This window comes from Kaistia sp. UC242_56 (assembly GCF_044452255.1).
GTDB classification, from domain to species: Bacteria; Pseudomonadota; Alphaproteobacteria; order Rhizobiales; family Kaistiaceae; genus Kaistia; species Kaistia defluvii_A.
Map to the genome: position 1 here is coordinate 4,078,037 of NZ_JBIOAN010000002.1, position 15,041 is coordinate 4,093,077.

Annotated in this window: 12 protein-coding genes; 7 read left to right on the forward strand and 5 right to left on the reverse strand. The window is 66.9% G+C overall.

Annotated features, from left to right (window positions below):
• Positions 1-46: 46 nt before the first annotated feature.
• Entirely contained in the window at positions 47-3,151 is a 3,105-nt protein-coding gene (locus ACHMWQ_RS21950; RefSeq protein WP_396309091.1) for an autotransporter domain-containing protein, read from the reverse strand.
• Between the two features lie 273 nt (positions 3,152-3,424).
• A complete protein-coding gene (locus ACHMWQ_RS21955; RefSeq protein ID WP_354550945.1) occupies positions 3,425-3,670 on the reverse strand; it encodes a hypothetical protein in 246 nt (81 codons plus the stop codon).
• 277 nt (positions 3,671-3,947) lie between these two features.
• On the opposite strand from ACHMWQ_RS21955, the gene ACHMWQ_RS21960 reads away from it, so the two are divergent.
• Positions 3,948-4,319: a response regulator gene (locus tag ACHMWQ_RS21960; protein ID WP_396309092.1), complete on the forward strand. Its 372-nt coding sequence runs from the start codon at positions 3,948-3,950 to the stop codon at positions 4,317-4,319.
• A gap of 19 nt (positions 4,320-4,338) precedes the next feature.
• On the opposite strand, the gene ACHMWQ_RS21965 is transcribed toward ACHMWQ_RS21960, so the two are convergent.
• Positions 4,339-5,760, reverse strand: a complete 1,422-nt coding sequence (locus tag ACHMWQ_RS21965) for a PAS domain S-box protein (RefSeq protein ID WP_396309093.1) — start codon at positions 5,758-5,760, stop codon at positions 4,339-4,341.
• Between the two features lie 232 nt (positions 5,761-5,992).
• Entirely contained in the window at positions 5,993-6,385 is a 393-nt protein-coding gene (locus tag ACHMWQ_RS21970) for a PRC-barrel domain-containing protein (protein ID WP_354550949.1), read from the reverse strand.
• 288 nt (positions 6,386-6,673) lie between these two features.
• Between ACHMWQ_RS21970 and ACHMWQ_RS21975 the strand changes: the two genes are divergently transcribed.
• The 6 genes from ACHMWQ_RS21975 to ACHMWQ_RS22000 all read left to right on the forward strand — a co-directional run bounded on the left by ACHMWQ_RS21975 (position 6,674) and on the right by ACHMWQ_RS22000 (position 12,447).
• On the forward strand, positions 6,674-7,576 hold the full coding sequence (locus ACHMWQ_RS21975; protein ID WP_396309094.1) for a hypothetical protein: 903 nt from the start codon (positions 6,674-6,676) through the stop codon (positions 7,574-7,576).
• A gap of 309 nt (positions 7,577-7,885) precedes the next feature.
• The gene (locus ACHMWQ_RS21980) at positions 7,886-8,824 is read left to right on the forward strand and encodes a 4-hydroxy-tetrahydrodipicolinate synthase family protein (protein WP_396309095.1); all 939 of its coding nucleotides are present in this window, start codon (positions 7,886-7,888) and stop codon (positions 8,822-8,824) included.
• Between the two features lie 153 nt (positions 8,825-8,977).
• On the forward strand, positions 8,978-9,703 hold the full coding sequence (locus ACHMWQ_RS21985) for an aspartate/glutamate racemase family protein (protein WP_396309096.1): 726 nt from the start codon (positions 8,978-8,980) through the stop codon (positions 9,701-9,703).
• Positions 9,700-10,806 (forward strand): NAD(P)/FAD-dependent oxidoreductase, encoded by a 1,107-nt coding sequence (locus ACHMWQ_RS21990; RefSeq protein WP_396309097.1) that lies wholly within the window; start codon positions 9,700-9,702, stop codon positions 10,804-10,806. Before ACHMWQ_RS21985 ends, ACHMWQ_RS21990 begins: the two co-directional genes overlap by 4 nt.
• Positions 10,787-11,065: a (2Fe-2S)-binding protein gene (locus ACHMWQ_RS21995; RefSeq protein ID WP_396309098.1), complete on the forward strand. Its 279-nt coding sequence runs from the start codon at positions 10,787-10,789 to the stop codon at positions 11,063-11,065. Before ACHMWQ_RS21990 ends, ACHMWQ_RS21995 begins: the two co-directional genes overlap by 20 nt.
• Positions 11,044-12,447 carry an FAD-dependent oxidoreductase gene (locus ACHMWQ_RS22000; RefSeq protein WP_396309099.1) on the forward strand — a complete coding sequence of 468 codons (1,404 nt, stop codon included), beginning with the start codon at positions 11,044-11,046 and terminating at the stop codon, positions 12,445-12,447. Before ACHMWQ_RS21995 ends, ACHMWQ_RS22000 begins: the two co-directional genes overlap by 22 nt.
• A gap of 251 nt (positions 12,448-12,698) precedes the next feature.
• Here the strand turns inward: ACHMWQ_RS22000 and ACHMWQ_RS22005 are convergent, their stop codons facing one another.
• Positions 12,699-15,029 (reverse strand): molybdopterin-dependent oxidoreductase, encoded by a 2,331-nt coding sequence (locus ACHMWQ_RS22005; protein WP_396309100.1) that lies wholly within the window; start codon positions 15,027-15,029, stop codon positions 12,699-12,701.
• Between the last annotated feature and the right edge of the window lie 12 nt (positions 15,030-15,041).

Here is a 15,041-nt window from a genome sequence, read left to right on the forward strand (position 1 = left end):
CGACTGCACGTTTTCGGCGTGGCCGAACCGGTTTATGCAACCGGCGTCAGTAGGCGATGTGGACGCCGAGCTGCACTGCATGGCTGTCCTCTCCCGCGGCGAAGCGGCCAGCATAGTTGACGAAGCCGCTGGCGCCATAGACCAGGCCGAAATCGAGACCGGCATCCACGGTCGCCGCATCGCGGCTGGGCCCGATGCCGGCGATCTGGAACGTGTCGCTGCCGGCAAAGGCCATGCCGAGCGTCGGCGTCTCGTCCGAGAAGGAATGAGTCCAGGCGACTGCGGCGCGCGGCTTGATCCAGAGGCCGTTATCGAGATCGAACCGATGGCTGGCCCGAAGGCCGAGCGTGGTGGCGCATCCCGAGAGCGCGCCGCCCGCCGAGGTGAGATTGGCCGCGCCGGCGCCATCCTCGGTGAAGCCGTCGAGATCGGTGCGGCCGCAGGCGAAGCCTGCCATCGGTTCGACCTCGCTGGCGCCGAAGCGCAGCACATAGCCGAGCTCGGCGAAGGCCTGCGCGGTCCAGCCGTCATAGCTACTCTTCGCCGTGCCGTTGAGGGTGGAAACGTGGATCTGACGCTCGACGTCGAGCTCGTGCAGCGCCATCGCAACACCGCCGCGCACGCGCAGGGCTTCGTAGTTCCACTGGCCGTAGCCGGCCAGGATGAAGGATTGCAGGTCGGCCGAGCTGTCGCGGTCGTCGAGCGAGATCTTGCCCTTGTCCATGCCGACAGCGAGACCGACGCGGACGTTCTCCGTGGTGCGGTCGATGCCGGCCATGATGCCGGCCGAATTGCGCGACCCGCCCGCGGCATTGCCGTCGCCGTCGAAGTTGGACTGCGCGCCATAGCCGGTGAGCCACGGCGTATAGCCCTCGACCCAGCCGGAATTGCGCATCCGGTTCAACAGCGTCGTCCGCGTCTGCTCGCTCTGCGCCTGCAGGGTGCCGAGCGCCGTCGCGTGGATCTCGCCGGATAGGTTGTCGAAGGCGGCGCGCGCCGTCGCCACTTCGAGCGGCAGCACTGCGTCATAGACCGCATTGCCGGAGCCGAGCTGCTCCACGGCCCCGCCCGTCGCCCTCTGGTTCGGGGTCGCGCCGACCGAGGCGAAGGTCGTGTCGTTGCGATCCAGCTTGAGGCTGATCATCTGCGTCGTCTGGTCGAGCGTCGGGTCGAGGAAGGCGTAGTCGGAAAGCGTGTTGCCGAAGGTGCCGGTGATCGTGCCGGTGGCGGAAAGGATCGTGTAGGAGGTGCCGACCTGCAGCGGCACGGCCGAGACCGCCAGCTTCAGCGTGCTGCCATCGATATCGACGTCGCCTTCGACGGAGACCCGGCTCATGCCATTGGCCGTGACGGTGGTGCGCAAGGTTGCGGTCGCTTGCAGCGCCAAATCGCCCCGGATCGTGAGCGTGCCGGCTGGAGACGCGGCATTGCCGCCGGAAAGGATGCCGGCGACCGTGGTCGCTCCCACCGTGCCGATGCCGGATAACGTACCGTTCGCCCCGACCACGACGGAGGAATCGGCGATGCCGCCATCGACCTGCAACGTGCCGCCGGTGATCGTCGTCGTGCCCTGGTAGGCATTGTCGGCGGTCAGCGCCAAGGTGCCGGCGCCGAACTTGTTCAGCCCGCCCTCGCCCGAGATCATGCCGGAAAACACCGTCGAGGTGCCGTCGCCGCCGACCGAGAGCGCGCTGGTCGCGGCGTTCAGGGTGACCGCGCCGGCGCCGGCCAGCGAGCCGATCGTCGCCTTGAAGCCGGCGAGATCCAGCGTCGCACCGGCGGCGATGGTGAAGGCGGATTTTTCCGCCAGCGCGCCATTCTTCGCCGCCTGCAGCGTCCCGGCCTCAACGTCGGTGCGGCCGGTGTAGAGGCTGACGCCGCCGAGGCTGAGCGTGCCGGTGCCGACCTTGACCAGCGAGCCGCCGGTGCCGCCGCCAATGCCGCCATCCTCGATGGTGCCGTCGACGGTGGTCGAGAGATTGCCGCTGCCGACAGTCAGTACCTTGCCGCCCAGCCGGAAGGTGCCGGCGCCCTCGATGGTACCGACGGCGATGCCGCTCGTGACCTGCGAGAAATCGACCGTCGCACCCTCGTCCGCGATCAGATAGGCGGTGCCGCCCGTGGCGTTGCCGGCAAAGGTGGTGAGCCCGCCGCCGCCCGTGGTGATCTTGGCCGCGCCGGCCGAACTCGAGCCGGAGAAATCGACGCGGCCGGCATTGTTGATCGTCGATTGGGCCGCCGTGCTGTTGCCGGAAAAGGCGATCGCCGAGCCCATATTGTTGATCAAATCGGACGAGCCGGCCGAGCTGGAGCCGGAAAAGGCGACCGAACCGCTATTGCCGATGCGCGCATTGCCGGCCGTGCTCGTCTCCGTGAACAGGATCGAGCCGCCGGCATTGTTGGCGAGGAAGCCGGTCGCCGCCGTGCTGCTGCCCTTGAACGTTACCTGGCCGCTGTTCGACAGCAGCGCCACGGCGCCGAGCGAGGCCTGCTCTGAGAAGACGATGGCGCCAGTGGCGTTGTTGGTAAGCGTCGCGATGCCGGCGCTGCTGGTGCCGGCGAAGTTGACGATGCCGCTATTGTTGAGCGAGGCGCCGGCCAGCGTGCTGGCGTCGAGAAAATCGACCACGCCGGTGGTATTGTTGGTGATCTCGGCCGTTCCGGCGCTGGCAGCGTCGGTGAATTCCATCTTGCCGTTGACGGTCAGCTTCGAGGTGCCCGCCGTGCTAGTGTCGGCGAAGGTGAGCGTGCCGCTGGCATTGGTGACGAAGGTGGCGCCGTCCGCCGTCGAAGAGCCGCTGAACAGTGTGGTGCCATTGTTGGTGACCTTGGCGGTGCCGGCGCTGGCCGTGCCGCTAAAGCCGAGCGAGCCGCCTCCATTGTTGACGATGGTCGAATTACCGGCTGTGCTGGCATTGCCGAAGGACAGGCTTCCCGTGCCGTTATTGGTCAGGATGGCGTCGTCGGCGGTGCTGGCATCGTAGAAATAGGTCGAGCCGCCGGAATTGTTGATGATGTTGGCCTGGTCGGCGGTGCTGGTCTCGTTGAAGCGGACCGTATCGCCGTCATTCGCGGTGATCTGTTCTGACCCAGCCGACTCGGTTCCGTTGAACTCGCGATCGGAGGCCGCCTGCGCCGTAGCCGGCAACAACAGGCCTAACCAAAGGGGAGCGAAAGCCCAAGAGAGAGTTCGCCACGGCGCGGAACGGCGGGGCGCGACTGACCGGGACACAGCGAGGCCATCTGCCTCGCGCCGACCCGAACTGAAATTTCGCCGCCCAACCATATTGTCGCCCCGACACCTGCCATAGGCCCCAAGGCCTTGCAGAGGCATCGGGATTCCCGACGATAGGTGACGCGAAGCGCCTTAAACTATGGTTAACAAGGGATTGATTGTCCCCGCCGGCGGCGGCGGCAGGCCCGTTTATCGCGACAGGCGACGGGCGTTGGCGCGCACGGTCTTGCGATAGGTCTGCACCACGCTGTCGAGCGAAGCACCGCCGGCCATCCGCACCGAGGACTGCGACGCGGCGAGAACCTTTTCGCGCAGCATCAGCTCGGCTTCGCGCTGGGCATCCCGTCCGCCCGCTGCGAGCGTCATGAGGCGCAGGAAAATCACCTGCTGCGATTCGAACGCCAGCATGTTGAGATTGAGCCAGGTATGGAACATGGGTGGTCTCCAGGAGACCGAAGGCGAGACATTCACCCCGGCTAGGCTAAAGCTTCCGCGGGGCAAGTTGGTTCCCAACGCCGTTCCTGGAAGCGTCCTCTTAACCTCCTGGTGATATTGTGACGCCAAGACGTGACTTGCCGGAACGAAATCGGAGCTAACTCCGTTGGACGGTTCATAGCAACGCAAGCATGACGCAAACTATCGTCGCGCCTGCTGAGATATTCGGCCCGGTCGCCAGTGTCCGGGTGTTGCCAAGGTTGGGTACCCTATTGTGATGAGCATCTCCAATGGACCACCCGTCATTCTCGTCGTCGAGGATGAAGGTCTTGTTCGCATGGCAGCAGCGGACGATCTGGTGGAAGCCGGCTTCAAGGTCATTGAAGCGGCAAATGCCGACCAGGCGATCCAGATGCTTGAGGCGCATCCGGAGATAACCATCCTGTTCACGGACATCGACATGCCCGGCTCGATGGATGGGATCCGCCTGGCGCATGCCGTGCGCGAGCGCTGGCCGCCGGTAAAGCTGGTCCTGGTCTCGGGCCACCAGTCGCCGACCTCCGACATCCTGCCGACCGACAGCGCCTTCTTCGCCAAGCCCTATGACATGGGCCGGGTTTCGAAGGCGCTATGGGACATGACGGGCTAAAAACACCCCACGCCGTGTTTCAGCCGAGCTGATCGCGCGCGATGGCGAGATGGATCGCCAAGCCGTCCAGATCCCAGGCATATTCCAGCGAGCCGGCCAGTTGACCGACCACGACCCGGTTGGCGAGCGTGCTGCCAAAGCCCTGGCGCTGCGGCCGATGCGCGATCTTCGGGCCGCCGAACTCCCGCCAGTCGACGGCCAGCATGCCGTCATGAACAGCCCAGCTTACCTCCACCCGCCCCTCCGCCGCCGATAGCGCGCCATATTTGGCGGCATTGGTGGCGAATTCGTTGAACACGAGCGCTAGGCTGGCCACCGCGGAACCGTTGACGACGATATCCGGACCGGCGAGCACCAGGCGCGGCGTGCTTTCGTTATCGCCCCGATAGGGCAGCAGGATCGCCTGGATCAAGTCGCGCAGGTTCTGTTCCCCGCCGCCCGTGTCGATGTCGTCGATCAGCCCCGGACGGGTCAGCTCATGCGCCCGCGTCAGCGCGTCGAGCCGCTCGCGGACGGATTTCGCCAGTTCGGCCGGCGTCGCGGCGGCGCGCGCGCTCATCGACACGATCGAGCCGGCAATGGCGAACAGATTCTTGATGCGGTGGCTCATCTCGCGGACGATCAGGCGCTGCTGCTGCTCCGCCTGGCGCCGATCGGAGATGTCGCGCGCAATCTTGGAGGCGCCGATGATGCGGCCGCTGCGGTCCCGCACGGGAGAAATCGTCAGCGAGATCTCGACCAGGCTGCCATCCTTGCGCCGGCGCACCGTCTCGAAATGGTCCACCCGCTCGCCATTGCGGATGCGCCGGAGGATGGCGGGCTCCTCATCCTGCCGATCGGGCGGGATCAGCAGCGCGATCGGCTTGCCGATCATCTCCGCCGCCGTGTAGCCGAACAGGCTTTCCGCGCCTGCATTCCAGCTGACGACGATGCCGTTCAGGTCCTTGCTGACAATGGCGTCATGCGAGGATTCGACGATCGCCGATAGAACGGCGGCCGACAGGTCCGAACTTTTGCGCTCCGTGATATCGACCAGCATGTTGACGCCGCCGACGATCGCGCCGTTCGGATCCCGCAGCGGGGTGGGATAGGCCGAAAAATGCACGCGCGTGCCATCTGGTCGCTCGGCCACCGCCTCGGCGCCGCGCAGGGGGCGGCCCTCCGACAGCGCCACAGCCATGGGACAGGCCTCGTGCGGCAATGGCGAGCCGTCTGGCTTCTGAAGGCGCCAGGCGCCGCTCCATTTTTCCGCATGCAGGACAGGACGGCGCCCCCATAATTCTACGGCCGCCTCGTTGAACGAGGTGATCCGGCCTTGGGAATCGACCGTATAAATAGCTGCGGGGAGCACGTCCACGAAGTCCCGAATCTGGCCGAAACTACGCGTCATCCGGTCAAGATCGGTCAGTTCTGCTTCGCCATGCGACGGTTCGTTGATCATATCGCCCAATGCAGGACCCAATCTGCCCTCCCGGAGTCCGTCACTGTCTCATCTATAGGTCGTTGAACCGATCCACAAATCAAGCGGCATCGCGCCTGTTGCGGAAGATGGTAAATGCGCATCGAAGGAAAAGGCTCCGAGAGGACAACGGCCATCACAAAGCGAAAAAGTCCCGCCAATCCTGGCGAGACTTTCCCGATCCGTGCAGTTCAGACGACGCGAGGCGGAACCGTCATTCTGCGTATTTGAATTCCGGAGCGGCGGTCAGGCTCTCCTTGGTCGCTGCGCGGAGGATCGTCTTGCCCTTCTGGGTCGTGTCGAGATCCATGTAGGGAACGGCGACGAGCTTGGAGCCGATGCCGAGGAAGCCGCCGACCGAAAGCACGGCATAGGGCACCTGCTGGTTGGCGGTCAGGATCAGGTCATCGACCGAACCGATATTGTCGCCATTCTCGTTCTCGACCGTCGATCCGATGATCTTGGACGCACGCCAGCCCGTGGCGATCGTAGCCGGATCCAGCGTTGCGACACCGACCGTCTCCTGCGGCGCGGGCTTCGAATCCTGCGCCATGGCAGGAACCGTCAGAGCCGCGAAAATGGCCAGGGCGGTGAGGGTCTTCGTCATGTTGATCCATCCTTATTGGTAGAGTGACCGTTCAATTCGAACGATACCGGATGGTTCCATGCCCCTGGAGCTTATCCACAGCGGCGCCGAATTCATCCGGATGCTATTGCCGACCAACCGCCGCAACACAATGTTGAGAGTGCGGGAACCAAACAGTGCCCTCCCCGTTGAACTGCCGATAATTTCAACTAGGAGGCTGTTATGGGTCGCGGTATCTTGCTTTGGCTGCTCGGTGTGCCAATTCCGATCATCATTCTTCTCGCTCTGTTCTTCAGATAGGGTGAAAAGATGGCCATCATCGAAGTAGAATCGACGTCTCCGGCACCGGAGTCGTCGCAATCTGCCGTGTCATGGAGTGCTATTTTCGCCGGCGCCGCAGCAGCGATCACGGTCACTCTCGTCATGGCCCTGCTGGGCTCGGGCCTCGGACTGGCCGCGGTGTCTCCGTGGGCAGGTGAAGGCGCTTCGGCAACCACCGTTGCGGTCTCCACCGTGATCTGGCTTCTGATCACGCAGTGGGTTGCCTCCGGCTTCGGCGGCTACATCACCGGCCGCCTCCGCACCAAGTGGGTCGGCATCCACACCGACGAGGTGTTCTTCCGCGACACCGTCCACGGCTTCATCGCGTGGTGCGTCGCGACGATCATCGTGGTCGGCCTGCTCTCCTCCGCCGTTGGTTCGGTTGTGTCCCAGGGCGTGCAGTCCACGACCGCGCTGGTTTCCGGTGCGGCCCAGGGCGCTGCGCAGGGTGCCACCTCGTCGACCAGCAATGTCGGCGATCCGAGCGGCTATTTCATCGACCTGATGTTCCGCCCGGCAACCCAGACTGGCGCTGCCGCACCGGTTCAGGGCGATGACGCCGCCGTTCGTGGCGAAGTTACCCGCATCCTGCTCCAGGACGCCACCGCGGGTGAATTCCCACCCGGCGACAAGGCCTATCTGGCCCAGCTGGTTTCCAGCCGGACCGGCATGCCCCAGGCGGATGCGGAAAAGCGCGTCAATGACGTGCTGGCCCAGATCCAGTCCGTCAAGGACAAGGCCAAGGAAGCGGCCGACACGGCCCGCAAGGCAGCCCTGACGACCTCGCTTCTGTCGGTTGTCGCCATGCTGGTCGGCGCCTTCATCGCCTCGGTCGCCGCCGCTTATGCCGGCAGCCGTCGCGACGAGGATACCGTCGCCGTCCGTCGCTAACCGTCCCTCTCGGCACCCGAATGCCGCCGCTCGCAGGAGCGGCGGCATTTTTGTGCCCGCGCCAGCGATCGACCCTGCCGCGCTCCGCGAGTTGTACTGCCTGGCCAGCAAGAAACGTCTCCCATGAGCCCGATCGCGAGCAAATCCTACACGCCAGTGGCGTCACAGCCGATGCGAAGCTCGTTGACGAACAGTCATTTCAAATGCATGTTTCAATCCGAAGACCGAGATGCCTGAAACGAGGTTTCTTGGATGGGTGGCGCGCCTCCCGGGCGAGACGGCCGCGAATGGCTTTCGGAGACAGACACAATGAGCAAGATGCGTATTGAAGGGTCCTTCGTCGCCCTGATCACCCCGTTCAACGCGGATGGAACGGTCGACTTCAAGGCGTTCCAGGATCTGCTGAAGTTCCAGGAAGACAACGGCACCGCGGCCGTTCTCATCCTCGGCTCGACCGGCGAGATCTCGATGCTCAGCATGGAAGAGCGCCGCGAGATCATCTCCAAGACCGCCAAGATGAAGACCGGCGGGATGAAGCTGTTCTATGGCTGCACCGGCGGCGACACCAAGACCTCGATCGACCTGGTGCGCTTCGCCAAGGGCGAAGGCGCCGATGGCGCGATCCTCGCGGCCCCGGCCTATATCTGCGCCTCGGAAGCCGACATCGAGCAGTATTTCCTCGATATCGCCGAGTCGACGGAACTGCCGATGGGCATCTACAACAACCCGCCGCGGGTGAAGACCGATCTCGGCCACGAGGCGCTGCTGCGGCTGTTCCAGCATCCAAACTTCGTGGTTCACAAGGAATCGACCGGCCGCGTCGGCCAGGTGGCGCAGGTGATCGCCGGCAACCCGGACGTCGCCATCATGTGCTGCGACTCGCCCAATCTCGGCCTGGTCGTCCCGACCATGGCGCTCGGCGGGCACGGCACCGCCAACATGACCGGCAACCTCGCGCCGGCCGAAATGGCGGCCCTGTCCAAGCCGTGGACGGCCGACACGGACGGCTTCGCCTTCCGCGAGAGCTACATGCGCCTGCTGCCGCTGCTGCACTATACCTATTCGGCCATCAACCCGGTCGCGGTGAAGTCGCTGATGAAGGCGGTCGGCCTGCCGGCCGGCGACCTGCGTCGCCCGCTTACCGGCCTCAAGGGCCCGGCGCTCGACAAGGGCGTCGAGATCATGCGCACGCTCGGCCTGCTCGACCAGTACGGCCTCAACGCCGCAAGCCGGATCGCTGCCGAGTAACGACCTCCCAGGGCCGGAAGGCGGCCGCCTCCCAGGGCCGGAAGGCGGCCGCCTCCCACGGCCGCCTTCCCCGCGGCGCCTTTGCCGCATCGGCCACGCGGTTCCTATGCGGCGCGCCGGCCCCAAGTTTGTTCCAGTGACGGAGAGCAGGCCGTGACGACGGTATCCGGTACGAGCCTTGGCCTGCTGATCCTCGACACCGCCTTCGCGCGCGCGCCCGGCGACGCCGGCAACATCGACAGCTGGGGCTATCCGGTGCAGTACCGCATCGTGCGCGGAGCCGATGCGCTCAGGGTGATCGACGGCCGCGCCGAGGGCCTGCTCGACGCCTTCATCGCCGCCGGCCTCGACCTGGTGGCGCATGGCGCCAGGGCGATCTCCACCACCTGCGGCTTCCTCGCCCTCCACCAGAAGGCGCTCGCCGCCGCCCTGCCCGTCCCGGTGGCGACGTCGAGCCTGCTGCAGATCCCGATCATAGAGCGCCTGCTGCCCAACGGACGCACGGTCGGCGTGCTGACCATGGACGCGGCCAAGCTGACGACGGATCATTTTGCCGCCGTCGGCGTCGATCACGCAGTGCCGACGGAGGGCCTGCCGCGCGACGGCGTGTTCTGGGGAATGATCCGCGACAACCGCAATGCCGGCCACGCCGCGCTGCGCGACGAAGTCATCGCCGCCGCCCGCAGGCTCGTGGCCCGCGCGCCGGAGATCGGCGCCATCGTGCTCGAATGCACCAACATGCCGCCCTATGCCGCCGAGGTTTCGCGCGCGCTCGGCCTGCCGGTCTATGACATCGTGACGCTGGGCGACTGGCTGATGGCCGGCGTCAAACCGCGCGTCTATCCGCAGGCGCCGCACGAGCCGGGGAGCGCGGCGTGAAACGCGCCATCGTCATCGGGGGCGGAATCGTAGGGCTTTCGCTCGCGGTCGGCATGGCGCGCACCGGGCTTTCCGTCGTCATCCTGGACGGCTCCGACCAAGAGCCGCGCGCCTCCTATGGCAATGCCGGCCTCGTCTGGGTGCAGGGCAAGGGCGCCAACCACCCGCCCTATGCGCAATGGAGCCGGCGCTCGGCCTCGCTTTGGCCGGCCTTTGCCGCGGAGCTGCTGGCCGCGACCGGCATCGATCCGGAATATGACCGCCGCGGCGGCTTCAGCCTCTGCCTCTCGGACGAGGAACTCACGTCCCGCGTGAACATGGTCGCCAGGCTCTCCGGCCAGCCCGACATTCCCGACGATGTCGTCATGGTCGACCCCGCCTTCATCCGCGAGCGGTTGCCGAAAGTCGGACCCGACGTGATTGGCGGCAGCTGGTGCCCGGCCGATGGCCACGCCAACCCGCTGCTGCTGACGCAGGCGCTGGCCGTGCAGGCGCGCGGGCTCGGCGTCGAGATCCTCCGCAACGAAAGGGCGCTGTCCATCGGCATGGCCGGGTCGCAGCTCACCGTGTTCTGCGCGGAAAACCGCTATCCAGCCGAACGCGTCGTCGTCGCCGCCGGCCTCGCCACCCAACCGCTGGCCGCCACGGCGGGCATGCGCGTGCCGCTGAAGCCGGTGCGCGGCCAGATCGTCGTCACCGAGCGGCTGCCGCCCTTGATCGCGCACGCAACGCCGACGACACGGCAGGCTCGCGCCGGCAGCGTCATGTTCGGCAACAGCCATGAGGATCACGTCGTGACACCCGGCACCACGCTGCCGATCCTGGCCAGCCACGCGCAGCGCGCCATTCGCGAATTCCCCTTCCTCGCCTCGGCGCGAGTGCTGCGCAGCTGGGGCGCGATCCGCGTCATGCCGGCGGATGGCATGCCGATCTATGCCCGCTCCGAGACCTGCCCCGGCGCCTTCGCCGTCGCCTGCCATTCCGGCATCACGCTGGCCGCCGCGCATGCGGAGATCGTTGGCCCCGCCATCGCCGCCGACGCGCTGCCGGCCGAACTCGTCACCCTGTCCTCGAGGCGCTTCGATGCTGCGCTCGCTCCTTGACCCCACCGATGCGCGCCTGACCGTCACCGTCGACGGCCAGCGCTTCGACGCGCATCCGGGCGAAACGGTCGCCGCCTGCCTGCTGCGCCACGATCTGGTGCCGACGCGGCAGACGCCGAGCGGCCAGCCGCGCGCCCCCTATTGCCTGATGGGCGCCTGCTTCGAATGCACGGTCGAGCTGGACGGACGAAGCAATGTACAGGCGTGCCTGACGCCGGTGCGCGACGGAATGGTGATATGCCGGAATTTGCGCGCGTAGACCCGGCGACGGATGTCGCCATCATCGGCGCCGGTCCGGCCGGCATGGCGGCCGCGATCGAAGCGCGCCGCCACGGCCTCGGCGTCACCGTGCTCGATGACCAGCCGGCGATCGGCGGCCAGATCCTGCGTGGGATCACGCGCACGCAACGCGTTCACTACGAAGCATGGGGGCAGCCGCTCGCCACAGCCTTCCAGCAATCCGGAGCGCAGCATGTCCGCGGCGCCAGCGTCTGGGCGCGCGATGGCGACACGCTGGTCTATGGCCTCGAGGGCCAGACCTGCCGCCTGCGGGCCGGCGCCGTCGTCCTCGCCACGGGATCGATGGAGCGGCCGGTCGTCCTGCCCGGCCATACGCTGCCCGGCGTCGTCACCGTCGGCGCGTTGCAGGCGCTGCTGAAGGGGAGCGCCGCCGTGCCGTCGGGTCGTTTCGTGCTGTTCGGCAACGGCCCGCTGCTGCTGCTGACGGCGCTGCAACTGCTGGAGGCCGGCGCACCACCGCTGGCCATCGTCGACACCACGCCGCGGCGACGCTTTCTCTCCAGCCTGCGCCATGTACCGGGGCTGGCCGGCGACCCGGCGCTGGCGATGAGCGGCATCAAGCTGCTCGCCCGCATGCGCGCCGCCCGCATTCCGGTTTTCCGCCATGCTACCGATCTGCGCGTGCTCGGCGACGACCGCGCCGAAGGACTGGCATTCCGCTCGCACGGCCGCGAGCACCAGATCGAGGCAAGCCTGGTGGCGCTGCATGACGGCGTCGTGCCGAACGACCAGCTTGCCGTCTCCTTCGGCTGCGCCAGCCACTGGAATGCCGAGACGCAGTGCTATGCGATGACCACGACGGACGAGGTCCGGTCCTCGGTCCCCGGCATCTGGCTCGCCGGCGATGCGGCGGCAATTTCGGGCGGCTATCTCGCGACGCTGACGGGCAAGCTCGCGGCGCTCGACGTCGCGCGCGAACTGGGTGCCGTGACCACCGAGGCGCATGCGGAAGCCGTATCGCCCGTGCTGGCGGAACGGCGCAGGCGGCTGCGGGCGCGGCGCTTTGTCGACGCGCTCTATGCGCCGACGCTGTCGGCGGCCAAGGCCGATGGCGTGGCGCTGCTGTGCCGCTGCGAGGAAGTACCGGTTTCGCGCATCCGCGCCGCGATCGCGCAAGGCGCCACCGGCACGCGGCAGGTCAAGGCGGCGACGCGTTGCGGCATGGGCCCCTGCCAGGGCCGGCAATGCACCCTGTCGCTGGTGAGCGTGCTGGCCGAGGAACTGGGCGCCGCCGTCACCGATTTCTCGCGGCCGAGCCTGCGCACGCCCGGCCGCCCGATCACGGTCGCCGAACTCGCCGCCAGCCACACGGGCCAGGGCCATACCGGCTCGGACGCTTAGGCGAATTCCGCTTCTCATTTCGAAACCGCTCGGAACCCTCCGCCCTCATCCTGAGGCGCACGGCACGGATATCCGTCGACGGCCTCGGCGCTTCGCTGGACCCTCCTTCGAAGCTTCGCTGGCGCGAAGCGCCTCAGGATGATGCCGGAGCGGGTGAATCGGACAAATCTCACCAAGCGCACCGGGCCCGACAACAAGCGCTGGCGAGCCCCCTCGCCCGCTTGCGGGAGAGGGTTGGGGTGAGGGTCTGACTAGGCCGCGGCTTCGATCGGCGGCTGGGCCAGGACGGTGATCGGGGCGGCTTCCTGTTCGTGGCGCGCGACCTCGACCAGGCAGGTCTGGGCGCTCGGGCCCTGGCCAAGGCGCGACGTGCCGATGTCCTTGGTCAGCGCGTTCGGATTGCCATGGTTCTCGATCAGCCCGCCGGCGCCGTCGGAGATCGGGTTGAACGTCGCTCCCGTCGGCAGGCAGACGACGCCCGGCATGATCAGCTCCGAAATGCGCAGGCCGGCCAGGCAGAGGCCGCGATCGTTGAAGACGCGGACGACGTCGCCATCGGCAAGGCCGCGCGCGGCCGCATCGGCCGGGTTCATGACGAGGCCGGTCCGGTCGCGCACCTTGTTGCGGCGGCTCGGCGCGCTCGCATCCATCTGACCGTGCAGCTTGTCTTCCGGCTGGTTGGAGATCATGTGCAGCGGATAGCGCTCGGCCAGTTCCGACCCAAGCCACTCGGTCGGCTCGCGCCAGACCGGCAGGCCCGGACACTCGGAATAGCCGAAGCCGGCGACCGTCTCGGAATAGATTTCGACCTTGCCCGAAGGGGTGGCCAGCGGGTGGGCGGCGGGGTCCTCGCGGAACGGCTCATAGAGGTTGAAGCCGCCCTCGGGATCCGGAATCCGGACATGGCCCGCCTCCCAGAAGGTGTCGAAATCAGGCGGGTTGAACCCGCGCTCCGCCATCTTCGAAGCAAAGCGGCCATAGATGACGCGCAGCCATTCCTCTTCGCTGCGGTTCTCGTGGAATGCGGCGCCGACGCCCATGCGGTCGGCCAGCGCGCTGAAGATCTCGAAGTCGCCGCGTGCCTCGCCGACCGGCTCGATCGCCTTCTGCATGGCGAAGAGATAGGGGTCCCGCGAGGAGCCGCCAATGTCGTTGCGCTCGAGCGGCGTCGTTGCCGGCAGCACGATGTCGGCATGGCGCGCCGTCGCCGTCCACCAGGGCTCATGCACGACGATCGTGTCGGGCCGCTGGAACGCCTCGCGCAGGCGGAACAGGTCCTGGTGATGATGGAACGGATTGCCGCCAGCCCAGTAGACCAGCCTTGTATCGGGATAAGGAAAGCTCTTGCCGTCGAATTCGCACGGCTCGCCGGGCCGCAGCAGAAGGTCGGCGATGCGCGCCACCGGGATCTTCAGCTCCCCCGGCACCTTCGGCACCGACATGCCGGAGATCGGCAAATCATAGAGCGGCGCGCCCATGCCGTTCATCGAGCCGTAGCCGAAGGCGACGCCGCCGCCCGGCAGGCCGATCTGGCCCAGCATCGCCGCCAGCGCCACGAGGCCCCAATAGGGCTGCTCGCCATTTTCCGCGCGTTGCAGCGACCAGGCGGCGGTCAGCAGCACCCGCCGGTCGAACAGGCTTTCGGCGAAGCCGGTGATCGCCTCGACCGACAGGCCGGTGATCGCCGAGGCCCAGGCCGGATCCTTGACGATGCCGTCCTCGGCGCCCTGCAGATAGGCCAGGAAGCGGTCGAAGCCGACGCAGTAGCGGTTGACGAAATCCATGTCAGTCTTGCCGCGGGCATGGACCAGCCAAGCCGTCGCCAGGATCAGGGCCATGTCGGTGCCGGGGCGGATCTGGATCCACTCGGCCTCGATGACGTTGGCGGTGTCGGTCTTCAAGGGAGAGATGTTGACGAAGCTGACGCCGCTCTGCGCCGCCTTGTCCATCCATCCGCCATAGGGATGCAGGCCGCCGCCACCGGAATGGATCTTCCAGTTCTTGCCGGCGATACCGCCGAAGGCGACGAAGCGTTGGCAGTTTTCCAGGATCGCCGGCCAGTCCGTGACCGGGCCCGCCACCGCCGCCATGTCGCCCAGCACATGCGGCAGCAGCCGCATCGCCGCGCCATAGCTGTAATTGGTCACCTGACCGGTGCAGCCACCGATCGTCGCCAGGAAGCGGTGGACCAGCGTGCGCGCATGATGCAGCCGCCCGGCGCTCGACCAGCCATAGGAACCGCCGAAGATCGAGGGATTGCCATACTGGCTGCGCACCCGCTCCAGCTCGCGCTGGACATGGCCAAGCGCCTCGTCCCACGAAACCTCGACGAAGGTGTCGTCGCCGCGGCCGAAACCCGGATGCGGCAGGCCGCGCCCGACCGTCTCCAGCCAGCCGCGCCGGATCGAGGGCCGGCGGATGCGGTTTTCGGCATAGACCATTTCAGGCCATGCATCGATCAGGTCGTTCGGCTGCGCATCGCCCGCGAAGGGCGAAACGCTGACCAGCCTGCCATCCTCGACATGGGCGGTGAACGCGCCCCAATGGGCCAGGGACTGGAACTTGCGGCTGGTCGTGGTCATGGTTTCACCTTC